At 73.4% G+C, this 23,651-nt stretch carries 22 protein-coding genes; 8 read left to right on the top strand and 14 right to left on the bottom strand.

Annotation, left to right across the window (positions count from 1 at the left end; genetic code table 11):
- Positions 1-45: 45 nt before the first annotated feature.
- The 12 genes from cutA to Q2K19_RS16300 all read right to left on the bottom strand — a co-directional run bounded on the left by cutA (position 46) and on the right by Q2K19_RS16300 (position 11,705).
- Positions 46-366 carry a divalent-cation tolerance protein CutA gene (cutA, locus tag Q2K19_RS16355; RefSeq protein WP_302772017.1) on the bottom strand — a complete coding sequence of 107 codons (321 nt, stop codon included), beginning with the start codon at positions 364-366 and terminating at the stop codon, positions 46-48.
- Positions 367-375: 9 nt separating this feature from the next.
- Entirely contained in the window at positions 376-1,422 is a 1,047-nt protein-coding gene (locus tag Q2K19_RS16350; protein WP_302772016.1) for a 1-acyl-sn-glycerol-3-phosphate acyltransferase, read from the bottom strand.
- Positions 1,422-2,255, bottom strand: coding sequence for a patatin-like phospholipase family protein (locus Q2K19_RS16345; protein WP_302772015.1), 834 nt, complete (start codon positions 2,253-2,255; stop codon positions 1,422-1,424). Before Q2K19_RS16345 ends, Q2K19_RS16350 begins: the two co-directional genes overlap by 1 nt.
- Positions 2,256-2,426: 171 nt before the next feature.
- Complete coding sequence (locus tag Q2K19_RS16340; protein ID WP_302772014.1) at positions 2,427-3,542, bottom strand: glycosyltransferase family 4 protein; 1,116 nt, start codon at positions 3,540-3,542, stop codon at positions 2,427-2,429.
- Positions 3,543-3,623: 81 nt separating this feature from the next.
- Positions 3,624-4,295 (bottom strand): BON domain-containing protein, encoded by a 672-nt coding sequence (locus Q2K19_RS16335; RefSeq protein ID WP_302772013.1) that lies wholly within the window; start codon positions 4,293-4,295, stop codon positions 3,624-3,626.
- Positions 4,296-4,458: 163 nt separating this feature from the next.
- Positions 4,459-6,030 carry a trypsin-like peptidase domain-containing protein gene (locus Q2K19_RS16330; RefSeq protein WP_302772011.1) on the bottom strand — a complete coding sequence of 524 codons (1,572 nt, stop codon included), beginning with the start codon at positions 6,028-6,030 and terminating at the stop codon, positions 4,459-4,461.
- A gap of 63 nt (positions 6,031-6,093) precedes the next feature.
- Positions 6,094-7,650 (bottom strand): HAMP domain-containing sensor histidine kinase, encoded by a 1,557-nt coding sequence (locus tag Q2K19_RS16325; protein ID WP_302772009.1) that lies wholly within the window; start codon positions 7,648-7,650, stop codon positions 6,094-6,096.
- Positions 7,647-8,348 (bottom strand): response regulator transcription factor, encoded by a 702-nt coding sequence (locus Q2K19_RS16320; protein ID WP_046571468.1) that lies wholly within the window; start codon positions 8,346-8,348, stop codon positions 7,647-7,649. Before Q2K19_RS16320 ends, Q2K19_RS16325 begins: the two co-directional genes overlap by 4 nt.
- Before the next feature lie 74 nt (positions 8,349-8,422).
- Complete coding sequence (locus Q2K19_RS16315) at positions 8,423-9,049, bottom strand: PadR family transcriptional regulator (RefSeq protein WP_302772004.1); 627 nt, start codon at positions 9,047-9,049, stop codon at positions 8,423-8,425.
- Positions 9,046-9,882 carry a DUF4097 family beta strand repeat-containing protein gene (locus Q2K19_RS16310; RefSeq protein ID WP_302772002.1) on the bottom strand — a complete coding sequence of 279 codons (837 nt, stop codon included), beginning with the start codon at positions 9,880-9,882 and terminating at the stop codon, positions 9,046-9,048. The genes Q2K19_RS16315 and Q2K19_RS16310 overlap by 4 nt, the downstream gene beginning before the upstream one ends.
- Before the next feature lie 111 nt (positions 9,883-9,993).
- A complete protein-coding gene (locus tag Q2K19_RS16305) occupies positions 9,994-10,902 on the bottom strand; it encodes a lysophospholipid acyltransferase family protein (RefSeq protein WP_302772001.1) in 909 nt (302 codons plus the stop codon).
- The gene (locus tag Q2K19_RS16300) at positions 10,899-11,705 is read right to left on the bottom strand and encodes a GNAT family N-acetyltransferase (RefSeq protein WP_302771999.1); all 807 of its coding nucleotides are present in this window, start codon (positions 11,703-11,705) and stop codon (positions 10,899-10,901) included. Before Q2K19_RS16300 ends, Q2K19_RS16305 begins: the two co-directional genes overlap by 4 nt.
- A gap of 164 nt (positions 11,706-11,869) precedes the next feature.
- Between Q2K19_RS16300 and Q2K19_RS16295 the strand changes: the two genes are divergently transcribed.
- The 8 genes from Q2K19_RS16295 to Q2K19_RS16260 all read left to right on the top strand — a co-directional run bounded on the left by Q2K19_RS16295 (position 11,870) and on the right by Q2K19_RS16260 (position 22,785).
- Positions 11,870-12,526, top strand: a complete 657-nt coding sequence (locus Q2K19_RS16295) for a hypothetical protein (RefSeq protein WP_302771996.1) — start codon at positions 11,870-11,872, stop codon at positions 12,524-12,526.
- 163 nt (positions 12,527-12,689) lie between these two features.
- A complete protein-coding gene (locus Q2K19_RS16290; protein ID WP_302771994.1) occupies positions 12,690-13,628 on the top strand; it encodes an ABC transporter ATP-binding protein in 939 nt (312 codons plus the stop codon).
- Positions 13,625-14,449, top strand: a complete 825-nt coding sequence (locus Q2K19_RS16285) for an ABC transporter permease (protein WP_302771992.1) — start codon at positions 13,625-13,627, stop codon at positions 14,447-14,449. The genes Q2K19_RS16290 and Q2K19_RS16285 overlap by 4 nt, the downstream gene beginning before the upstream one ends.
- Positions 14,450-14,709: 260 nt before the next feature.
- Positions 14,710-18,444 carry a multifunctional oxoglutarate decarboxylase/oxoglutarate dehydrogenase thiamine pyrophosphate-binding subunit/dihydrolipoyllysine-residue succinyltransferase subunit gene (locus Q2K19_RS16280; RefSeq protein ID WP_302771991.1) on the top strand — a complete coding sequence of 1,245 codons (3,735 nt, stop codon included), beginning with the start codon at positions 14,710-14,712 and terminating at the stop codon, positions 18,442-18,444.
- 90 nt (positions 18,445-18,534) lie between these two features.
- Complete coding sequence (locus Q2K19_RS16275) at positions 18,535-18,714, top strand: DUF6104 family protein (protein WP_302771989.1); 180 nt, start codon at positions 18,535-18,537, stop codon at positions 18,712-18,714.
- A gap of 103 nt (positions 18,715-18,817) precedes the next feature.
- On the top strand, positions 18,818-19,522 hold the full coding sequence (locus Q2K19_RS16270; RefSeq protein WP_302771986.1) for a DUF998 domain-containing protein: 705 nt from the start codon (positions 18,818-18,820) through the stop codon (positions 19,520-19,522).
- A gap of 72 nt (positions 19,523-19,594) precedes the next feature.
- Positions 19,595-21,667 (top strand): phosphate acetyltransferase, encoded by a 2,073-nt coding sequence (pta, locus tag Q2K19_RS16265; RefSeq protein WP_302771984.1) that lies wholly within the window; start codon positions 19,595-19,597, stop codon positions 21,665-21,667.
- Positions 21,664-22,785 (top strand): acetate/propionate family kinase, encoded by a 1,122-nt coding sequence (locus tag Q2K19_RS16260; protein WP_302771983.1) that lies wholly within the window; start codon positions 21,664-21,666, stop codon positions 22,783-22,785. Before pta ends, Q2K19_RS16260 begins: the two co-directional genes overlap by 4 nt.
- Positions 22,786-22,794: 9 nt before the next feature.
- Here the strand turns inward: Q2K19_RS16260 and Q2K19_RS16255 are convergent, their stop codons facing one another.
- Both Q2K19_RS16255 and Q2K19_RS16250 read right to left on the bottom strand, forming a co-directional pair.
- Positions 22,795-23,310, bottom strand: a complete 516-nt coding sequence (locus Q2K19_RS16255; RefSeq protein WP_302771981.1) for a hypothetical protein — start codon at positions 23,308-23,310, stop codon at positions 22,795-22,797.
- 71 nt (positions 23,311-23,381) lie between these two features.
- The gene (locus Q2K19_RS16250; RefSeq protein ID WP_302771980.1) at positions 23,382-23,552 is read right to left on the bottom strand and encodes a hypothetical protein; all 171 of its coding nucleotides are present in this window, start codon (positions 23,550-23,552) and stop codon (positions 23,382-23,384) included.
- Positions 23,553-23,651 lie beyond the last annotated feature (99 nt).

Here is a 23,651-nt window from a genome sequence, read left to right as displayed (position 1 = left end):
GACCAGCATCGGCACCCCCGGCAAGGGGGTACAGAGTAGGCGTACCTAGGGGCGGGTCTGGTCGTGCACCCAGGTCGCGTAGTCGGGGTTGCCGCTCTCCACCCGGGTCACCAGGATCTCCGGCACCTCGTACGGGTGGTTGGCGCGAATCTGGTCGACCAGGGCGGTCACCCGGTCCGGCGCGGTCTTGAACTGCACCGACCATTCGGTCGTGGTCTGGATCGCGGACTGCCACCAGTAGGTGCTGTCCACCTGCCCACCGACCTGGGCACACGCGGCCAGGCGTCCGGCGACGGCCGCGGCGGCCAGGAGGTCGGCGACCCCGCGCGCGTCCACCACCGTCGTCACCACGCAGATCTGCTCCACGAGCGCACCCTACGCAACATCCGGTCGGGGCGGGTCGGCCGCGGCCACCCCGTCCCGGTTGGCGGCGATCCACCGGTCGATGCGCGCCCACCAGTCGAAGAGCCAGTCGATGCGCTCCTGCCTCCCGGTCGGGATCTCCTCGGGTGACACCGACCAGAAGCGCATCACGATCCGCTTGTCCATCGGCAGCTCCCGCCACACGTCGGTGACGGTGAGCATCCGGTCCAGCCCGGTGTGCGCCACGAAGATCACCCCGGCGTCGGGGGCGGCGTCCAGGGCGGCGAGCAGGCCGCCCGGCTGCGGGGCGAGCACGTGCTGCATCCGCTCGGCGCGCAACGCCATCCGTTCCAGGCCCAGCGCCCGCAGCCGGGCGATCGCCCGCAGCCGCCGCTTGGGGGTGAAGTTGCCGCCCTCGGGGAAGATCACGAACGCGTCGTCGTCGTCCAGGTCGGTGGCGAGGTGACCGATCTGCCGGATCGCCGATTCCCGACCGTCCGGGCCGGGCGCGATGAACCGGTTGGGCAGCCGGTTGAGCAGCACGTCGATCGCCGGGTCCCACTGGAGGCTCTCCTTGAGCACGATCCGGGGCTCCCGGTGGAACCAGTTCACCAGCGCGTGGATCAGGATGAACGAGTCGCCGGGCCCGGCATGCCGGCAGAGCACCAGCTCGGGGCGGCCGGGCAGGGCGGTGTCCGGGTCGGTGCCGACCACGTCGATGCGCAGCCGCAGCGTCCACCGGGCCTGCCAGAAGAGCATCCGCAGGAAGCGCCCGGCGAGCAGGTAGTGCGCCCGCTGGAAGGCGGGCGACCGCTTGCGCGCCCCGAATCCCGAGGCGAGCCAGAGCGCGAAGAGCGCGAGCAGCGCGGCCGCGTCCCAGACCAAGTAGACCGTGCCGATCCAGAGCAGCCGCAGCGGCCGCAGCCGCCCCGGCACCAGCGGCGAGGCGGCCAGCGCCAGCAGTGCCCACCCGGGGAGCGTGGCCAGCACCGCGACGGCGAGCAGCACCACGCCGGGGGCCAGCAGCAACCGACGTACCCACCGGGGCGGCAGCGGCATCAGCGCTCCAGCTGGTTGTCCAGGTAGCGGCGGGAGGCGGTGTACGCACGACTGATCCGCCGCCCCACCGCCGCCATGTCGCGGTACGCCCACGGGCTGTCCTCGCGCGGCCCAGAGCCGCCGGTGGGAAGCACGTGCACCTCCACGTCCTCGGGCAGGGCCGCCATCTCCCGGGCGAACCGGTGCCGCCGGGCGATCTCGAACGCCACCTGGGCGATCTCCCAGGGGCGGCGGGGCGGGGACAGCTCGCGCTCGATCCGGCCCACCTGGAGGACGAAGATCTGCTTCGCGCCGGCGGCGACCGCCTCGCCGACCGGGATCGAGTTCACCACCCCACCGTCGATGTAGTGCTGGCCGTCGATCTGGGTGGGCGGCAGCAGCCCGGGCACCGAGGCGGAGGCGAGCACCGCCGGCACCAGCGGCCCACTGTGGAACCAGTGCTCGGCGGCGCGCTCGATGTTCGCGGCGCAGCAGCGGAACGGCACCTTCAGGTCGGCGAAGGTGGTCTCCTCGCCCAGCTCGTTCTCCAGCAGCCTGCGCAGCGGCCGGGGCGAGTGCAGGTGGGTCCGCGCGGCGAAGCGGCGCAGCTGGCGGGCGACCGAGTCGCCGTACACCTCGCTGGCCTCGGGCGAGGCCCAGAGCCGGACCAGCCGGTCGGTGACCGCCTCGGTCGGGTCGGCGGCGACCAGCGCGCCGTTGACCGCGCCGATCGAGGTGCCGAGCACCATGTCCGGCCGGATCCGGGCCCGGAACAGGGCACGCAGCATGCCCACCTCGACCGCGCCGAGCACTCCCCCGCCGCCGAGCACGAACGCCACCGGACCGCCTGCCATGCCGTTCATCCTGGCACGGGCCCGGAAGGCGGCCCGGTGCAGCCGGCCGGGGCGGCGACCGCGATCACCGCGGGCGACCGGCGCGGCGCGGCCCGTCGAGCACGGACCGGACACCCGTTGACAGGACGGACGCCTTCCCACAGCCTGCTAGCGCTTGGGCGCGGCCCGCGGTCAGCGGGCGGCGACCCGGGCGGCCTCCCGGGGCCCGGGCTGATGCCGCGCGCGGGAGGCCAGGAAGTTGCGGAAGACGGATTCGTAGCCGATGGCCATCCGCTCCACCGAGAAGTTCTCCGCGACGTGTGCCACGCAGTCGGCAGGGTCCAGGCGGGACGACTCGCGCAGCGCCGCCGGCAGGTCCTCGGCCCGGTCGCAGACCAGCCCGGTCAGCCCGGGGCGGACCAGTTCCGGCACCGCGCCCCGGCGCAGCGCCACCACCGGCGTGCCGGTCGCCATCGCCTCCACCATGACCATGCCGAACGGCTCGTCCCACTGGATCGGCATGATCAGGCAGCGGGCGTCGAGCAGCAGCCGGACGGTCGCCTCCCGGTCGGCGTTGATGACGACGCTCACGTCCTCGCCCAGCAACGGCTCGACCACCTGCTCGAAGTAGCGGCGTTCGGCCGGCTCGTTGCACTTGCCGGCCAGGGTGAGCGGCAGGCCCGCCGCCCGGCAGGCGCGGATCGCCACGTCCGGGCCCTTGTCCGGGCTGAACCGGGCGAGCCAGAGCACCGGTCCCTGGCCGGGGTTCCGCTTCTGCGGGAGATCCCGCAACGGCATCGCGTTGTGCACGGTCCCCACCCAGGGCAGGTCGGGGTTGGACCGGCGCTGGGCGTGCGAGATCGCGACCAGCCCCACCCCGGGATCGGTGTTGCTGAGCACGGTGCCGAACTCCCCCACCGGGTTGCCGTGCACGGTGGCCACGGTGGGCACCCGACGGCGGCCGGAGACCAGCGGGCCGATGGTGGTGTGGTCGTGGATGACGTCGAAGTCCTCGGGGGAGACGAGCCGGCTGACGTGGGCCAGGTGGGCCAGCTCGGGCAGGGCCTCGCCCAGCCGTTCGTACTGGAGGTCCGCACAGGTGGAGACGTAGTCGGCCGCGGTGCCGTGGTCCGGGCCGGCACCGAAGACGGTCACCGCGTGGCCCCGGTCGACCAGCGCGTTGAGCAGCCCGGCCACCACGTGCTCCAGGCCGCCGTAGCCGGGCGGCGGCACGGAAAGCCAGGGCGGGACCACCGTGGCGATCCGCAACGGCCGGGCCCGCGAACGGTCCGAGGTCAGGTGATTCACGGCGACGAGTCCTCCCCCGATGGTCCCTGGCCTGCCTGATCAGCGGCGCTTTCCCGGCGTGCCCGGCGGTAAACGGGCGGCTCAGCCGGCCACCACGAGCCGGACGTGCACCTCGCGTACCCCCGGGGTGGCCCAGGCGGCGCGTTCCGCCTCCTCCCGCTGCCACCAGGAGCGGACCACGCCGTCGAGGACCACCGTGTCGCCGGTGACCTGCACGTCGATCCGTTCCGTGCCGGTCCGTCGGAAGAGCACCCGTTGCAGGTCGCGGCGGTTCTGCTCGTCGCTGGGCGGGGTGGGCGGACGCACCTCGACGAGGTTGGTCACCCCGCGTACGCCACGCAGCCGGCGCAGCTCCCGCTCGGCGGTACGCCGCTGGAAGCCGAACTCGACCTCGCCGCGGAGCATGACCCAGCCGTCGGCCACGGTCACGTCCAGCCGCTCGGCGGGGACGTAGCTGTCCCACTCCAGCGCCCGGCTGGCCGCGATGGCGATGTCGGCGTCGGTGCGCTCCTCGGCGGCCGGCAGGAGCACCTCGAGGTCGCTGGCGACGGCGCGGACCCCGCGTACCCGGTGGGCGCAGCGCTCGGCCGCCCAGCGTCGGGCATAGCTGTCCACCTGGCCGGTCAACGTGACCACGCCGTCGGCCACGGTCACCCCGATCTCGGTGGGCCGGGTCTGCGCGTCCCAGTCGAGCTCGGCGAGCACGTCCCGCTGGATCTCCTGGTCGGTACGGACGGCGGTGGTGGTGGTCATGACGTCCCCTCCCGTGCGCTTCGGCGTCCCTGAAGGGTCCCGCCGCCCGGGGTGAGCCGGGCTCACCCGGACCGGGTGAGACACGAAAATGGGCGGCGGGCGACGGAGCCAACCCCCTTGGCTCCGTCACCCGCCGCCCGTGGAGGAGGCAGGTCCGTACGGGTTATGACGTCTCGGCGAGCGTCACGGTTGCGGTCTGGGTCGATCCGTTCCGCTTGAACTGCACCTCGACCCGGTCCCCGACCTTGCCGGCCTGGACGGCGCCCACCAGGTCGTTGGAGTCGTTGATCGCCTTGTCGCCGAACTTGGTGACCACGTCGCCGCGCTGGAGGCCGGCCTTCTCGGCGGCACTGCCCGCAACCACGTCGGAGACGAGTGCGCCGCCGTCCTCCGCGCCGGTCACGCTGACCCCGAGGGACGGGTGGCTGATCTTCTCGCCGCGCTGGAGCTTCTCGGCGACGTCCTTCGCCTTGTTGCTCGGGATGGCGAAGCCGACCCCGATGTTGCCGTTGCTGCCCTGCCCGGCGGTGGCGATCGCGGTGTTGATGCCGATCACCTCGCCCCGGGTGTTGACCAGCGCGCCGCCGGAGTTGCCCGGGTTGATCGGGGCGTCGGTCTGGAGCAGGCCGGAGATCGAGCTGCCGGCCTGCTGCGGCTCCTGCTGCTGCTGGCCGCCCTCGCCGGCCTGGATGGTGCGGTCGCGGGCGCTGAGGATGCCGGCCGTGACGGAGCCCTGCAGGCCGAGCGGGCTGCCCAGGGCGAGCACCTGGTCGCCGACCTGCATGGCGTCGCTGTCGCCGAACTTGGCCGCCTTGAGGTTGCTCACCCCGCTGGCCTTGACCACGCCCAGGTCGGTCTTCGGGTCGGTGCCGACGATCTTCGCCTGGGCGGTCTTGCCGTCGGCGAAGACGACCTTCACCGTGTCGCCGCTGGCGGAGGCGACCACGTGGTTGTTGGTCAGCACGTACCCGTCGGCGCTGAGGATCACCCCGGAGCCCTCACCGCTGTCCGTCATGATCGTGACGATGCTGTCCTGGACGGCGGCCGCGATCTTCGGCAGGTCGGCGCTGTTGATCACCGGCGCCGCCGAGTAGGTGCGGGTGACGGTGGTGTGTCCGCCCACGGCGAGCGCCAGGGCGCCGCCGGCCACGCCGGAGCCGAGCATCAGGGCCAGCGCCAGGGCGCCCGCGCCGACGAACTTGCCCGCCCGGCTCGGCCGGGCCGGCTGGTGCTGCGGGACCCACGGCGGAACCGGCGCGCCAGGCTGGTGCGGCTGCCCACCCGGGTACGGCTGGTGCGGCTGGTAGGGCGGGACCGGCCCGGCGCCGTGCGGGGCGTAGCCGCCCTGCTGCGCCCAGCCGCCCTGCTGCTGACCCCCGTACCAGGACTGCTGCGGCTGGTACGGCGGGGCCGACGGGGTGGCCGCCGGCGGCGCGTACGGGCTGGTGGGCTGGATCGGCATCTCGGCGCGGCCCGGGTCGAAGGCGATCGGCGCTGCGGTGTGGCCGGCGTCGGAAACGGTCGGGGCGGGGGTTCCGGCGGCCGGGGAGTCGGCCGGAACCGGCGCGGCGGCCGGGCTGGCGGAGGTCTGCGGCTGCCCGTCAGCGGTACGCGGCAGCTCGGTCGTGGAGTCCGACTGCCCGCTTCCGGTGCGGGGCAGCTCGGCGGTGGGGTGCGACGGCTCGGCGTCGGCGGGAGCCGGCGACCGCTGCGGGTCGGTCTCGTGGTCGGTCATGCGTTCCACCTTCCCCTCCAGCACTGCGACCAGCCTGGAACGTGCCTGAATGTTTTCTGAAAGTCACTCGCCCGAGTCCGGCGTCGCCGGCAGCAGCGGCAGCTTGACCCGGAAGGTCGCCCCGCCGCCCGGCGTCTCGGCCACCTCGACCGTCCCGTGGTGGGCGGAGACCAGCGCGGCGACGATGGCCAGCCCGAGGCCGGTGCTGGTCGGCCCGCCGGCCCGCCGGGTCCGGGCGGCGTCCACCCGGTAGAACCGTTCGAAGACCCGCTCGGCCTGCTCCGGGGTGAGCCCCGGGCCGGTGTCCGCCACCTCCACCACGGCCAGGTTGCCCGGCTCGACGCGCAGCCGCAGGGTCACCGCGGCGTCCGGCGGGGTGTGGGTGAGCGCGTTGGTCACCAGGTTGCCGATCACCTGGCGCAGCCGGGCGTCGTCGCCGAGCACCACCAGCGCACCGGCCCCGGGCTCGACCTCCAACTCGATCGGGCGCTCCGGGTCGACCGCCCGGGCGGCCTGGACCGCGTCGGAGGCCAGCACCGGCAGCTCCACCGGCGCCAGGGTGATCGGCCGTTCGCGGTCCATCCGGGCGAGCAGCAGCAGGTCCTCCACCAGCAGCCCCATCCGGGCCGCCTCGTCCTCGATCCGGCGCAGCAGGCCGGCGGTCTGCTCCGGTTGGCGGGCCGCGCCCTGCCGGTAGAGCTCGGCGAAGCCCCGGATCGTGGTCAGCGGGGTGCGCAGCTCGTGCGAGGCGTCCGCGATGAACTGCCGCATCCGCTCCTCCGAGCGGCGGGCCCGCGCCTCGGACGCCTGCGCGGCGGCCGCGGCGTCCCGGGCGCCGACCTCCGCGGTCCGGGCCGCCGCCTCGGACGCCGCCCGGGCGGTGAAGGCCGCCTCGATCTGGGCGAGCATCGCGTTCAGCGCGCGGGAGAGCCGGCCCAGCTCGGAGGTGGGACAGGCCCGGCCCTCCTCCGGGTCGGGCACCCGGCGGGTCAGGTCGCCGCCGGCGATGGCCGCCGCCGTCCGCTCGATCTCCACGAGCGGCTTGAGGCTGGTACGCACGATGCCCGCACCGACCGAGGCCATGATGATCAGCACCGCTCCGCCCACCAGCAGGTCGATCCAGGCCAACTGCTTGACCGCCGAGTCGACGTCGGTGAGGTTTTGCCCGATGGCGACCATCTGACCGTTCGGGAGCTGGGTGTAGAGCATCCGCCAGCGAACCGAACTGTCGCGTGCCCGGGCGGTGAAGGGTTCGTCGCTCATCCGGGCGAATCCGGTCGCGTCGCTCGGCCAGGATGGGAGGTCTGCCGGGCGGAACCGGGAGGTGTCGTAACGCGAGAAGAGCACTGCCCCGGTGTCCGGGTTGGTGGCAACGAGCAGATAGTCGGTCGGAATGCCGAGCCCACCCTCGTGCGGCTCGGCGACGGCGCTCTCCAGCGTGCGCTGTGAGGCCCGCAGCTCGCCGTCGACCTGACTGATCAGATAGTTGCGGAGGAAGTAGGTGGTCAGCGAGCTGATCACGACAAGCGCCGCAGCCACCAGGGCGAGCACGGCAGTGACCAGCTTGACCCGCAGCGGAATGCTGCGCAGCCACCCCTTCGCGTCGTGGACGGCGTTCACGCCGCGGGCTTGCGCAGCACGTAGCCGACCCCGCGCAGGGTGTGGATCAGCCGGGGCTGGGTGTTGTCGACCTTGCGCCGCAGGTAGGAGATGTAGGACTCGACGATGTTGTCGTCGCCGCGGAAGTCGTAGTTCCAGACGTGGTCGAGGATCTGCGCCTTGGAGAGCACCCGGTTGGCGTTGAGCATCAGGTAGCGCAGCAGCTTGAACTCGGTCGGCGAGAGCTGCACCCGCTGGCCGGCCCGGTGCACCTCGTGGGTCTCCTCGTCCAGCTCCAGGTCGGCGAAGGTGAGCCGGGAGGGGGCGTGCTCACCGGTGGCGGTGCGCCGCAGCACCGCCCGGATCCGGGCGGTCAGCTCCTCCAGGCTGAACGGCTTGGTGACGTAGTCGTCGCCGCCCAGGGTGAGCCCACGGATCTTGTCGTCGGTGGCGTCCCGCGCGGTCAGGAAGACCACCGGGGTGCGGGTGCCGCCCTCGCGCAGCATCCGGATGACCTCGAAGCCGTCCAGGTCGGGCAACATCACGTCGAGGACGACCAGATCGGGCCGGTGGTCCTTGGCGGCGTTCAACGCCGCGCTGCCGCTGGTCGCGGTGGCGACGTCGAAGCCCGCGAAACGCAGGCTCGCGGAGAGCAGTTCGAGGATGTTCGGATCGTCCTCGACGACGAGCAGTCGGGCCTCGGTCTGGGTAGCCACCATGTGGCCCATCATCCGCGCTCTGGCTGCGGTCGCGCTGGGTGGATCCTGGAAACAAGCTGTGAGCCGGTGGCGCCCTAGCGGAGCAGCCGGCGCAGCCCGTCCAGCGCGCCGTCCAGCAGCCGGATGGCCGTCCGGAGCTGGGTGTCGGTGAGCCGGCCGGCCCGGACCAGCGCGCCGACCTCGACGGTGAACGCGGCGAGCCGCTGGTCGAACTCGGCGAGCAGGGGCGACTCGGCGGCGGTGGTCGGGCCGCCGTTGGCCCGGGTGGGGCGGGTGGGCGTGGGCGGCGCCTCCCAGCGGTTCCGCCGGGTCTGCCGGGCCGCCTCGCGCAGCTCCCGCTTGAGGTCCCGCACGGAGCCGCGTACCTCGGTCTGGATCTCCCCGGCCAGGGCGGAGAGGTCCTCGACGGAGGCGGTGATGTCGGACTCCAGGGTGGCCAGCTCGCCGGCGCGTTGCCGCAACTCCGCGCGGCCTGCCTCGGTGATCTCGTACACCTTGCGGCCGCCGGCCGCGGTGTGGGTGACCAGCCCCTCCACCTCGAGGCGTTGCAGCCGCGGGTAGATGGTGCCGGCGCTCGGCGCGTAGAGCCCGAGGAAGCGGTCCTCCAGCAGCCGGATCAGCTCGTAGCCGTGCTTCGGGCCGTCATCGAGGAGCTTGAGCAGGTAGAGCCGGAGCCGCCCGTGACTGAACACGGCGGTCACGGCTGCTCCTCCTGGTCGTCGGCGTCCTCGACGGGCCGGGCGAGCAGCGCGATGCTGCCGGAGGTCGCGGACGCCCAGAGCTTACCCGCGCCCGCGCCGAGGACTCCGTGGCTGTCCTTCACCGCACCGAACCCGGGCCCGCCGCCGATCTGGGGGAAGCCGCTGGTGATCCGGCCGGAGGTGGTGTGCAGGTGGACGGTGAGGTCGCTGTCCTCGCGGACCCGGACGGTGATGCTGCCGGAGATGGCGCTGAGCCGGATCTCGCTGCCCTTCGGATTGTCCAGGTCGCAGGTGATCGACCCGGAGATCGCGTGGGCGCGCACCCGCTCGGGCGCGCTGTCGGCGAGGATCAGCTCGCCGGAGACGGTCTCCAGGTTGAGGTCTCCGCTCACGCCGAGCGCCTCCACCGGCCCCGAGGTGACCTTCGCCGTGGTGGAACCGCGCAGCCCCATCAGGGTGACCTGGCCGGAGGTGACGTCGACCCGGGTGTCCCGGCGCAGCCCGGAGGCGACCAGCGAACCGTCCACCAGGTGCAGGTCGGCCAGCACGTCGGCGGGGACGGCGATGGAGACCTCGGCCTGGAACCGGCGGCCCAGCTGACCGAGCCACCAGAGCACTCCCGGCCAGCGGGGTGGCCGCTCGTGGCCGACGCTGAGCCGGCCGTCCCGCAGCTCGACGAGGACCGGCTGGCGGCTGACCCGGGTGACGTCGACCCGGGCCGGGCCGTCGGTGCCGACCACGTTGAGCCGCCCGCTGATGAGCCGGACGTCCAGCCGGGTGACCGGGCCGTCCAGGGTGAGCCGCTGCGGACTGTCGACCGTCCAGCTGGCCATGGCGTCCTCCCCTCGGCGACGCGCCGACCCACGGCGCGTCGAGTGACGGGAGGAGCATAACGCGATACATCGCGACTGAACAAGACTGTCGCGAAGTATGTCGCGACACTGTCAGGCGGCGAGATCCAGCTCCACCTCCCGCAGCGGGACAGCGCCCCCAGCCGTCACGAGGTGGGCGGGCCGGACCCGACCGACCGGCGCCGGCCGGGCCGGGCTCAGGTGGATCGCCGACTCGGCGGCGCGGGCCAGCACCCGCCGGTCCGCCCCGGCGGCCGGATGCAGCGCGGCGGTCACCCCGACCGACACGGTCAGCTCCCGGGCGCCGAGCACCCGGCGGACCGACTGCCACAGCGTCTCCTCGCCGAGGAACGCGGCCAGGGTGGTGGGGTCGCCGGCGTACCGGTAGTTGAGGCGCAGCGGCACCACCGGCACGCCGGCGTCCACCGCGGCCTGGAACACGGCCGGCCGGAAGCCCCGGGCCGGCCGGCAGTCGGCCGCCTCGCCGCACCAGGTCGTCCCCTCGGGAAAGACGGCCACCGAGTGTCCGGCGCGCAGCGCGGCCGCCACCCGGGCGACCGTGGCCGGCAGGTCGCGCGGGCGGGACCGGTCCACGAAGACGGTGCCGGCCGCGGCGGCCAGCGGCCCGACCAGCGGCCAGTCGCGTACCTCCCGCTTGGCGACCATCCGGGCCGGCGCCACCGCGAGCACCGCCAGGATGTCCAGCCACGAGACGTGGTTGGCGACCAGCAGGGCCCGCCGGCGCGGCGGCCGGCCCCGGACCAGCAGCCGCACGCCGAGGGCGCGCAGCGTCCCCCGGGCCCAGCCGCGCAGCGCCGCCCGGCGGTCCCGCGCCGGCAGCAGCGGCAGCAGCGCGGCCAGCCCGACCCCGGCCAGGAGCATCCCGAGTACGCCGAGCAGCCGGCCGACCCGGCGCGCGAGCGGCACGGCCGGATCGGTGCCGGCCGGCAGGCACGCCGGGCCGCAGCCCGACGCCGGCCGCCACAGCTCGCCGGCGGTCACGACGGCTCTCCACCCAGGAAGTGCCGCAGGTAGCGGGGGTTCAGCCGGTCCAGCGAGAAGAGGATGTAGAAGTCGGCGCAGCCGAAGTCGGGGTCGTACGCCGGCTCCCCGCAGACCCAGGCGCCGAGCCGCAGGTAACCGCGGAGCAGCGGCGGGACCAGCGCGCGGCGGGCGGCCGGCGACAACGCCAGCCCGGCGGGTCCGTCGCCGCGCGTGGCCGGGTCGGCGGCGGCCGGCGCCTCGGCGAACCACGGACGGCGGGGCGTCACCCGCAGCGGCGGCGGCGCGAGATGGCGGGCGGTGACCTGGGCCCACACCTCGGCGGCCGCCGTCCCGCCGTCGGCCACGGGCACCGAGGCGCAGCCGCCGAGCCAGCGCGACCCGCGCAGGTGCAGGTAGCGGGTGATGCCGGCCCACATCAGGTTGATCACGGCGCCGGAGCGGTGGTCCGGGTGCACGCAGGAGCGGCCCGCCTCGACCAGGTCGTCGCGGAGCGGGGCCAGGGCGGTCAGGTCGAACTCGGCGTCGGCGTAGCGGCGGTCGGTGCGACCGGGCGGCAGCAACCGGTACGTGCCGACCACCTCGTCGGTGCCCTCCCGCAGCACCACCAGGTGGTCGCAGTGGGCATCGAACTCGTCGGTGTCGAGGCCGGCGGAGCCCGGGTGCAGGGTCGCGCCGAGCTCGGTGGCGAACACCACGTGTCGCAGGCGTTGCGCGGCCGCGACCAGGTTCGGGTCGTCGGCGATCAGAAGGGTGTACCCGCTGGTCGTGAGGGGTGCGCCAGCGGCGGGCAGAACGGCCATGGCACCTGTGTAAGGGCCGCGGGTTGCCGCCCCCGGGGCGACGGGTGTCGATCCGGTGAACGCCAACCGGCGCTCCGGTCCCGCCACCCCGGTGATCAGCCGGTGGGCGGCCGCCGGGGCGGGCGTGCGAGGCTGCGGGGGCAGGCACACACGCGGAGGGCAGCATGATCATCGAGTCCCGGTTCCACGGGCCGGCCGGCTCCGGCAACGGCGGCTGGAGCGCCGGGATCTTCGCGGCGGCGGTCGACGACCGGGGCCCGGTGGAGGTCACGCTCCGCAAGCCGCCCCCGCTGGAGACCCCGCTGACCGCGGTCGGCGACGAGGTCCGCGACCCGGACGGCCAGGTGATCGCCCAGGTACGCCGGGTCGAGGAGTTCACCGCCGTGGTCCCCCCGGTGGACCGGCCGACGGCCGAGGCGGCGGCGAAGGCGTACCCCGGGCTGGTGGAGCACCCCTTCCCCGGCTGCTACGTCTGCGGGCCGGAGAACCCGGCGGGGCTGCGGATCTTCCCGGGCCAGCTGCCGGACGGGCGAACCGCGGCGCCGTTCCGCGCCCCGGCCGAGGTGGTGCCGGCGACGGTCTGGGCCGCGCTGGACTGCCCCGGCGGCTGGGCGGTGATCGCGCCCGGCCGCCCGTACGTCCTGGGTCGGATCGCCGCGGTGGTGCGGGCGCTGCCGGATCCCGGCGCGGAGTGCGTGGTGACCGGGGCGATGGTCGGCGGCGAGGGACGCAAGGCCGAGGTGCACTCCAGCCTCTACGGCCCGGACGGCGCCCTGCTCGGCTACGCCCGGGCCACCTGGATCGCGCTCCCCCCGACCTGACCCTCTCCTCCCTCAGGATGATCACCTCCTGCTTCCGCGGGAGGAGGACGTCAGCATCCCGCCTGATTGACCCCCTTGCGCGGGGTTGCCAGGCTGTGCCACGGCGCCTCCGCGACGGCGTCCCCACCGGCGCGCCCGCGCGCCGTGGCAGGAGAGGAGAACGATGTCCGACGGGCAGTGGAGCCCCAGCGCCGGGACCGGCCAGATCGTGGTGTCCGGACTGACCAAGCAGTACAAGAACGTGCGGGCGGTCGACAATCTGTCCTTCACCGTCGAGCCGGGGCGGGTGACCGGCTTCCTCGGGCCGAACGGCGCCGGCAAGACGACCACCCTGCGCATGTTGCTCAACCTGGTCACGCCGACCGCCGGCGAGGCCACCATCGGCGGCCGCCGGTACGCCGACCTGACCGACCCGCTGCGCTCGGTCGGTGCGGTGCTGGAGGCCTCCAGCGCCCACAAGGGCCGGACCGGGATCAACCACCTGCGGGTGATCTGCGCGGCCGCCGGCCTGCCCCGGCAGCGGGCCGACGAGGCGCTCGCGCTGGTCGGGCTCACCCCGGCGGCGAAGCGCAAGTTCAAGGGCTACTCGCTGGGTATGAGGCAGCGGCTCGGGATCGCCGCCGCGATGCTCGGCAATCCGCAGGTGCTGATCCTCGACGAGCCGGCGAACGGTCTCGACCCGGAGGGCATCCGGTGGATGCGCGGTTTCCTCAAGGGGCTGGCCGCCGAGGGGCGGACGGTGCTGGTCTCCAGCCACCTCCTCTCGGAGATGCAGCTGCTCGCCGACGACGTGGTGATCATCGCGGCCGGCCGGCTGGTCCGGCAGGGGCCGGTCGAGCAGGTGATCGGCTCGATGGCGCACGGCGGGCGGGTGCGGGTACGCACCCCGCAGGCCGACGAGCTGGCCGCGGCGCTGCGCGAGCAGTCGGCCACGGTGGACGCCGACGGCCAGGGGACGCTGCTGGTGAGCGGGGTGGACGCCCCGACCGTGGGCCGGACGGCGCTGGCCGCCAAGGTGGAGCTGCACGAGCTGACCACCGAACGCCCCGACCTGGAGGGGGTCTTCCTCGAACTGACGGCCGGAAAGGCGGAGATCCGATGAACCTGGTCCGCTCCGAGCTGCTCAAGATCCGTACGACCAACACCTGGTGGATCTTCGGCCTGATCACCCTGCCGCTCTGGGCCCTCGCCCTGCTCTTCAACTGGCTGCAGACCGCAGCGCTGACCAGCGGGAACGTGGGCGACGTGCCGGCCGACCAGGCCGACCAGATGGCCGCCGTCTCCAGCGCCGACAGCCTGGCCGCCAACCTGTACACCAACGGTCAGTTCTTCGGCCTGCTCATCGTGATGCTGCTCGGCATCGTCGTGGTGACCAGCGAGTTCTTCCACCAGACGGTGACCACCACCTTCCTCACCGCACCGCACCGCACCGCGGTGATGCTGGCCAAGCTGGCTGCCGCGGGTGTGCTGGCGCTGCTCTTCTGGGTGGGCACCACCGCGCTCAACCTGGTCGCCGCCCCGCTGGTGCTGAACGCGACGGACGTCGGCGCCCAGTTCGGCAGCGGCGCGGTCTGGCGGGCGGTCGCCCTCAACGGGCTCGCCTATCTGCTCTGGTCGGTGCTCGGGGTGGGCATCGGCGTGCTGATCCGCAGCCAGATCGGCGCGACGGTGACCGGCATCCTGCTCTATCTGGGCGGCGCGATCGGCGCCGGGATCGCGATCGGCCTGCTGGCGGCGAGGTTCGGCGACTGGATCAACAAGCTCCAACTGCTGGTGCCGTCGCTGGCGTCCGGACTGATGGTGAGCGGGACCGAGATCCCGGGCAACCCGCCGCGCTGGGCGGGGGCCGCGGTGCTGATCGGCTACGCGGTGGTGGCCGGCGCGATCGGCGTACTGACCATCCGACGGCGCGACATCTCCTGAAGTCGGCTTTCCCACCCGGCCCCGGCCGGTGACCACACGTCACCGGCCGGGGCCGTTCGTCGCTTAGCAGGACTGGGCGGGACACGCAGCGTTTGCCGAACTTCTGGCATCTTCTGTGAAACGGACCACCAGCCGGAGGCGAGAATGCCTGCGCCATTCGTACGGCGTAGCCTGGGACCCGTCTCCCCGACGCCCGGATTCGGGCATCGGATGACACCGCGTGACATCGAGAACCCGCGTGAAAGAGGCGATTAGCGGCCGTGTCGACCCAGCAGACTTCGCAGGAGAACCCACTGGCGGGTTTCGGCCCGAACGAGTGGATCGTCGAGGAGATGTATCAGCGCTATCTCGCCGACCCCTCGAGTGTCGACTCTGCCTGGCACGATTTCTTCGCCGACTACCGACCCGCGCCGGGCGCCGCCACCCCGCGGCCGGAGGCCCCGGCCGCGCCGGCCGCCCGCCCCGAGCCCGGTGAGCAGCAGGAGCCGGCCGCCACGGTCAGCCAGCAGCCCGCCGCCAAGGCCGCTCCCGCCCCGGCGAAGCCGGCACCGCAGGCGGCCAAGCCGGCAGCGCAGCCCGCCGCCAAGCCGGCCGCCAAGGCCGCCCCGGCGAAGCCGGCCGCCAAGGCCCCCACCGCCAGCGCCGCCGGCACCACCCCGCTTCGCGGGGTCGCCGCCAAGATCGTCCAGAACATGGACGCCTCGCTCTCCGTGCCGACCGCGACCAGCGTCCGCGCGGTCCCGGCCAAGCTGCTGGTGGACAACCGCATCGTCATCAACAACCACCTGGCCCGCGGCCGGGGCGGCAAGGTCAGCTTCACCCATCTGATCGGCTACGCGTTGGTCCGGGCGCTGGTCGAGCACCCGGAGATGAACAACTCCTACGCCGAGGTCGACGGCAAGCCGGCGATGGTCCGCCCGGAGCACGTCAACCTGGGCATCGCGATCGACCTGACCAAGCCGGACGGCTCCCGCAACCTGGTGGTGCCCTCCATCAAGGGCTGCGAGCAGATGGACTTCCGGCAGTTCTGGCAGGCGTACGAGGACGTGGTCCGGCGCGCCCGCCGCAACGAGCTGACCATGGAGGACTACGCCGGCACCACCATCTCGCTGACCAACCCGGGCGGCATCGGCACGGTCCACTCGATCCCGCGACTGATGCAGGGCCAGAGCGCCATCATCGGCGTCGGCGCGATGGAGTACCCGGCGCCGTACCAGGGCATGAGCGAGGCCACCCTCGCCGAGCTGGCGATCAGCAAGATCATCACGCTGACCAGCACGTACGACCACCGGATCATCCAGGGCGCGCAGTCCGGCGAGTTCCTCAAGGTGATGCACGAGCTGCTGCTCGGCGAGCGGGGCTTCTACGACCAGATCTTCACCTCGCTGCGCCTCCCCTACGAGCCGGTGCGCTGGGTGCAGGACGTTGCCGTCGACTCCGAGGGCCAGATCAACAAGACCGCGCGGGTGCACGAGCTGATCCACGCGTACCGGGTCCGCGGCCACCTGATGGCCGACACCGACCCGCTGGAGTTCAAGATCCGCAAGCACCCGGACCTGGACGTCCTCCAGCACGGGCTGACCCTGTGGGACCTGGACCGGGTCTTCCCGGTCAACGGCTTCGCCGGCAAGCAGCGCATGAAGCTGCGCTCGATCCTCGGCGTGCTGCGCGACTCCTACTGCCGCCGGGTCGGCATCGAGTACATGCACATCCAGGACCCGGAGGAGCGGCGCTGGCTCCAGGAGCGGGTAGAGCGCAAGTACGAGAAGCCAACCCCGGACGAGCAGAAGCACGTGCTCAACCGGCTCAACGCGGCCGAGGCGTTCGAGACCTTCCTGCAGACCAAGTACGTCGGCCAGAAGCGCTTCTCGCTGGAGGGCGGCGAGTCGCTGATCCCGCTCCTCGGCGAGGTGCTGGAGTGCTCCGCCGAGGGCGGGCTGGACGAGGTCGTCATCGGCATGGCCCACCGCGGCCGGCTCAACGTGCTGGCCAACATCGTCGGCAAGCCGTACGAGAAGATCTTCTCCGAGTTCGAGGGGCACCTCGACCCGCGCTCCACGCAGGGATCGGGCGACGTGAAGTACCACCTCGGTCAGAACGGCAAGTTCACCACCCCCGACGGCGGGCACGCGGTCAAGGTGTCGGTGGTGGCCAACCCGTCGCACCTGGAGGCCGTGGACCCGGTGCTGGAGGGCATCGTCCGGGCCAAGCAGGACCGGATCGACCTCAAGCTGGAGGGCTACACCGTGCTGCCGCTGGCGGTGCACGGTGACGCCGCCTTCGCCGGCCAGGGCGTGGTGGCGGAGACGCTCAACCTGTCGCAGCTGCGCGGCTACCGCACCGGCGGAACGGTGCACGTGGTGGTCAACAACCAGGTCGGCTTCACCACCGCCCCGGAGTACAGCCGGTCCAGCCTCTACAGCACCGACGTGGCCCGGATGATCCAGGCGCCGATCTTCCACGTCAACGGCGACGACCCCGAGGCCGTGGTCCGGGTGGCCCGGCTCGCCTTCGAGTACCGGCAGGCGTTCAACAAGGACGTCGTGATCGACATGGTCTGCTACCGCCGGCGCGGGCACAACGAGGGCGACGACCCGTCGATGTCCAACCCGCAGATGTACAAGATCATCGACTCGAAGCGGTCGGTCCGGAAGCTCTACACCGAGGAGCTCATCGGGCGGGGTGACATCACCGTGGAGGACGCGGAGGAGCTGCTGCGCGACTACCAGGCGCAGCTCGAGCGGGTCTTCAAGGCCACGCGGGACGCGGCCACTACGCCGCGCCAGCTCGGCCGGCCGCCCCGGCTGGTGGAGCCGGAGCCGCAGGTGGAGACGGCCACCGACGCCGCCGTCGTCAAGGCGATCGGCGAGGCGCACGTCAACCTCCCGGAGGGCTTCACCCCGCACAAGCGGATCCAGCAGCTGCTGGACCGCCGGGCGAAGATGTCCGTCGAGGGCAACATCGACTGGGGCTACGGCGAGATCATCGCGTTCGGCTCGCTGCTGCACGACGGGGTCACCGTCCGGCTCGCCGGGCAGGACTCCCGCCGGGGCACCTTCGTCCAGCGGCACGCCTCGATCGTCGACGGGAAGACCGGCGACGACTACCTGCCGCTGAAGTCGCTCACCGGCGACGGCGAGCGGTCCCGCTTCTTCGTGCACGACTCGCTGCTCTCCGAGTACGCCGCCATGGGCTTCGAGTACGGCTACTCGGTGGAGAACATCAACGCGCTGGTCTGCTGGGAGGCCCAGTTCGGTGACTTCGTCAACGGCGCCCAGTCGGTCATCGACGAGTTCATCTCCTCCGGCGAGGTGAAGTGGGGCCAGCGCTCCGCGGTCACCCTGCTGCTGCCGCACGGCCACGAGGGCCAGGGCCCGGACCACACCTCCGGCCGCCCGGAGCGGTTCCTCCAGCTCTGCGCCGAGGACAACATGCGGGTGGCCATCCCGACCACTCCGGCGAACTACTTCCACCTGCTGCGCCGCCAGGCTCTGTCGCCGAAGCGCAAGCCGCTGGTGGTGTTCACCCCGAAGTCGCTGCTGCGGCACAAGCTCTGCGTGTCGTCGGTGGAGGACTTCACCACGGGCACCTTCCAGCCGGTGCTGGCCGACACCGCCGCCCCGGCGCCGGAGCAGGTGAAGCGGGTGCTGCTCTGCTCGGGCAAGGTCTACTACGACCTGTTCCAGGCGCGGCAGGAGCGGGGCGTCACCGACACCGTGATCCTGCGGATGGAGCAGCTCTACCCGCTGCCCGTCGAGGAGGTCCGGGCGGCCCTGGCGCAGTACCCGAACGCCGAGGACTTCGCCTGGGTCCAGGAGGAGCCGGCCAACCAGGGCGCCTGGTCGTTCGTCGCGCTCAACCTGCTGGAGCACCTCCCCGAGGTCCGGCTGCGCCGCATCTCCCGCCCGGCCGCCGCCGCACCGTCCGTCGGCTCGGCGAAGATGCACGAGGTCGAGCAGTCCGCGCTGATCGAGGCGGCCCTCCCCCGCTCGTGACCTGACCGCACCGCCAGCATCCGGGGCAGCGACCGTACGACGGCCGCTGCCCCGGTCGCGTGGCGGCCCCCATCCCAGGAAGGGACGCACATGTACTTCACCGACCGTGGCATCGAGGAGCTGGTCCAGCGCCGGGGTGACGAGCAGGTCACCATGGAGTGGCTGGGCGAGCGGCTGCGTGACTTCGTCGACCTCAACCCCGAGTTCGAGACGCCGATCGAGCGCTTCGCCACCTGGCTGGCCCGCCTCGACGACGAGGACGACGAGTGACTGTTTGACGGCAGGCCGTTCCATCGAGTCCACTGGAGAGCAGCGTCCAGGGTCCGACGAGGACGCGCCGGACCACACGCCGCCCGACGCCAGGGAGGCGGAGATGAACCCCGAGCCCCGCAAGCCGCCGCAGGACGCGGTGACCGTACGCCACCTGCGCCTCGGCATCGGAGCCGTCGGCATCGCCCTGCCGGTGGTGCTGGTGGTCGGCCACCTGGTCGTCGCCCGCCGGCTCACCCTGCTCGACTCGCTCAGCGGCTACTACCACACCGAGATGCGGGACGTCTTCGTCGGCTCACTGTGCGCCGTCGGGGTGTTCCTGATCGCCTACCGGTACCGCTGGCCGGACGACGCGCTGGGCACCGTCGCCGGAGTCCTGGCGGTCGCGGTGGCCCTCTTCCCCACCACGGTGGGCACGCCGGCTGGCACCACCAGCCACAGCGATCGGACGGTCGGCGTGGTGCACCAGGTGTCCGCCGCGGCCCTCTTCGCGCTCCTCGCCGTCTTCTGCCTCGTCCTCTTCACCCGCCCGGACCGGGCCGGGGTGCCCCCGCGCCGCTCGGCCGTCCGGTTCTACCGGGTCTGCGGCGGGCTCATCCTGCTGGCGATCGTGCTCGCCCTGGCGAGCAGCCAACTGCCGGCCGACGCGCGGCACACCCTCAAGCCGGTGCTGTGGTGCGAGACGCTCGCCGTGTTCGCCTTCGGCGCGGCCTGGGTGGCGAAGAGCGACGCCCTGTTCCGGGCCGCCGGGCCGGCCGACGCGGCACCCGAACCGGCACTCGGGCCCGCCGCGCCGACCCCCTCCTGACCGCCGAACGGGTCCTCGGGCCCGGGCCGAGGGACCCGGGCGACGGAGACCATGACCTTGTAGCGTGAGGTCGTGGCGCGCAGCGTGTACCTGACCAGCGTGGGGTCGGGCGGGGGCAAGTCGACGGTCGCGCTCGGGCTGGCCGAGCTGCTGTCCCGCCAGGTCGAGGGGATCGGCGCGTTCCGGCCGCTGGTCGCGGGCACCGGTCCGGACCAGATCCTCGCCCTGCTCACCGAGCGCTACCGGGTCGCCCTCCCGGTCGACGAGCTGCACGGCTCGACGTACGCGGAGGCCACCGCGCTGGTCGCGGAGGGCCGGCGGGAGGAGCTGATCGCGCGGATCGTGGCCCGCTACCGGGAGGTCGAGCGGCGCTGCCCGGCGGTGGTCGTGGTGGGCAGCGACTTCGCCGACGGGGACGGGGCCGGGCCGCGCGAGCTGGCCTTCAACGCCCGGCTGGCCACCGAGTTCGGCAGCGTGGTGGTGCCCGTCGTCGACGGGTTCGGCCAGCAGCCCGAGGCGATCGTGGCCGCGGTCCGCGGGGCGTACCACGACCTGGAGGACCTGGGCGCGACGGTGATCGCGGTGGTCGCGAACCGGGTGCCCGGGCCGCTGACCCTGCCCGAGCTGCCGGTGCCCGCGTACGCGATCCCGGAGGTGCCGGCCGTGTCGGCGCCGACGGTGGCCGAGGTGGCGGCGGCGCTCGGCGCCACCCTGCTCGCCGGCGACGACGCCGCGCTCGACCGGGACGTGCTCGACTACGTGGTGGGTGCGGCGCACGTGCCCACCCTGCTGGACCACCTGACCGACGGCGCGTTGGTGATCACCCCGGGCGACCGGGACGACCTGCTGGTGGCGGCGAGCGCCGCGCACGTGGCCGGGCAGGTGTCGGTGGCCGGGCTGGTGCTCACCCTCGGCGAGCAGCCCGACCCGCGGGCGATGCGGCTGGTCGAACGGCTGAACACCGGCCTGGCCGTGCTGTCGGTGACCAGCGACAGCTACGACACGGTGGCCGCGTCCAGCCGGATCGAGGGCCGGCCCAGCACGGCGAACCCGCGCAAGGTGGAGGCCGCGCTCGGCGCCTTCGAACGCTGCGTCGACACCGTCGACCTGGCCCGCCGCCTGCGGGTCAGCCGTTCCGCGCGGGTCACCCCGCTGATGTTCGAGAACGACCTGATCGACCGGGCCCGGGCGCAGCGCCGCCGGCTGGTGCTGCCGGAGGGCACGGAGGAGCGCATCCTGCGGGCGGCGGAGATCCTGCTGCGCCGGGGTGTGGCCGAACTGACCCTGCTCGGCCGGCCCGAGGAGGTCGCCCGGCGCAGCCGGGAGCTGGGCATCGACATCGGCGACGCCGAGGTGGTCGACCCGGTGACCAGCGAGTGGCGGGACGAGTTCGCCGACGGGTACGCGAAGCTGCGCGCCCACCGGGGCGTGACGGTCGAGTTCGCGTACGACGTCGTGGCGCAGGCCAACTACTTCGGCACGATGATGGTGCAGACCGGGCGGGCGGGCGGCATGGTCTCCGGAGCCACCCACACCACGGCGGCGACCATCCGGCCGGCGTTCGAGATCATCCGGACGGTGCCCGGTGTCTCGGTGGCCTCCAGCGTCTTCTTCATGCTGCTCGCCGACCGGGTGCTCGTCTACGGCGACTGCGCGGTCAACCCGGACCCGGACTCCACCCAGCTCGCCGACATCGCCATCTCGTCGGCCGACACCGCGGCCCGGTTCGGCATCGAGCCGCGGGTGGCGATGCTGTCGTACTCGACCGGCGACTCCGGCTTCGGGGCGGACGTGGAAAAGGTCGCGGCGGCCACCAAGGTGGTCCGGTCGCGCCGGCCGGAGCTGCTGGTGGAGGGCCCGATCCAGTACGACGCGGCGATCGACCCGAGGGTCGCGGCCACCAAGCTGCCGGACAGTCCGGTGGCGGGGCGGGCCACCGTGTTCATCTTCCCGGACCTGAACACCGGCAACAACACGTACAAGGCGGTGCAGCGCTCGGCCGGCGCGGTGGCGGTCGGCCCGGTCATGCAGGGCCTGCGGCGCCCGGTCAACGACCTGTCCCGGGGCGCCACCGTGCCGGACATCGTCAACACCGTGGCGATCACCGCCATCCAGGCCGCCGCGTCGTCGGAGGGGGTCGCGTGACCGACCGGGTGCTGGTCCTCAACTGCGGGTCCTCGTCGGTCAAGTACCGGCTGTACGACGGCGAGGAGGTGCGGGACAACGGCAAGATCGAGCGGGTGGGCGAGCCCGGCGGCGGGCCGGCCGACCACGAGACCGCGGTACGCGAGATCATCGACCGGCTCGACCTCGGCGGGCTGAGCGCGGTCGGGCACCGGGTGGTGCACGGCGGCCGGAGGTTCAGCACGCCGACGCTGATCGACGACCGGGTGTTCGCCGCGATCGAGGACCTCGTCCCGCTCGCCCCGCTGCACAACCCGGCGAACCTGGCCGGCATCCGGGTGGCCCGGGAGGCGCTGCCGGACACCCCACAGGTCGCCGTCTTCGACACCGCGTTCCACCACACGCTGCCCGAGGCCGCCGCCACGTACGCGATCGACCGGGAGACCGCCGAGCGGTACGGCGTGCGCCGCTACGGCTTCCACGGCACCTCGCACGCGTACGTCTCGCGCCGCACGGCGGAACTGCTGGACCGGCCGTACGCCGAACTGAACACCATCACCCTGCACCTGGGCAACGGGGCGAGCGCCTGCGCGGTCCAGGGCGGGCGGAGCGTGGCCACCTCGATGGGCATGTCCCCGCTGGAGGGCCTGGCGATGGGCACCCGCAGCGGAGACCTGGACCCGACGGTCATCTTCCACCTCCGCCGCGAGGGCGGGATGGGGGTGGACGAGATCGACGACCTGCTCAACCACCGCAGCGGTCTGCTCGGCCTGACCGGGGCCAACGACATGCGCGAGGTGCTGGCCCGGCGGGACTCCGGGGATGCCGCCGCCGGGCTCGCCTTCGACGTCTACTGCCGCCGGATCAAGGGCTACGTGGGCGCGTACTACGCGCTGCTCGGGCGGGTCGACGCGGTCACCTTCACCGCCGGGGTGGGCGAGCACGCCGCGCCGGTCCGGGAGGCGTCGCTGGCCGGTCTGGAGCGGCTCGGCATCGCGGTGGATCCGGCGCGCAACGCGGGCCGCGGCGACCGGGTGATCTCCCCCGCCGGAACGGCGGTCACGGTCAGCGTGATCAGCACCGACGAGGAGCTCGAGATCGCCCGGGAGACCCGCGACATGCTGGCCGCCCGGCCCTGATCCGCCCGGTCAGCGGCGGGCGCGCCGGCGACGCTGCCGCACCCGCGACCGGCCGCCGCGCCGGAGACGGTCGGGCCCGGGACCGCGGCGCACCGGGAGCCGCCGGGTGGCCGGCCCGGCCGGCCTGGTGACGGGCACCGTGAGCCACGCGCCCAGGGCGGCCACCACCAGCCCGAACGGCAGCCCGGCCCACGCGTTGGAGATGCGCAGCGAGTCGTCGGTGTGCCCGTTCTCGGCGACGAACTCCGCCGGCCGGGCCGGATCTACCCAGACGGTCATCTCCGCCGGCGGCTCCGCCATGCAGCCGCGCGCGCTCCCGCAGGGGATGCGGGTCGAGTAGGTGCTGCCGCCGTGGGTGTACCAGACCTGGACGGTGTCGGTCCCGCCGCCCCGGCCGACGGTGTTCCGCCGGTCGCCCACCGTGGCCCGCTCCGGGACGCCCTCGGCGCGCAGCCGTTCGGCCTTGGCGTGCAGGTGCCACTTGGTGGCCCCGACCGCCCCGGCCCAACCGAGACCGGCCAGCATCAGGAGCAGACCGCCGAGCGCCGGCAGCCACCGGATCCGGCGCCGCGCGGGCGCGGCGCCGGCCGGCTCGGTCAGCCCAGCACCAGCCAGGCGATCAGGGCGACCACCACGACGGCGACGCCGATGCCGGCGATCAGCGGCAGCCGGGACGGGGTCTGCGCCGCGGCGGCGGGCTCGGGAGAGTCGACGAAGGCGCGGAACTGCGCCGTGTTGCCGCTCGGGTCGGTGTAGTTGTCGGACATGGGCGTGACCTTAGCGAAGCCTGTCCACCCGCAGGGTCCCGCCCGGCCGGCGCCGGCAATCCGGTCCGGCCGGTGGAGGCGGGTGCCGGCCGGGTGGCG

The organism is Micromonospora sp. NBRC 110009 (genome assembly GCF_030518795.1).
Lineage (GTDB): Bacteria > Actinomycetota > Actinomycetes > Mycobacteriales > Micromonosporaceae > Micromonospora.
Note: the sequence above shows the minus strand (reverse complement) of the source record. Positions and strands in the feature narration are given on the sequence as shown.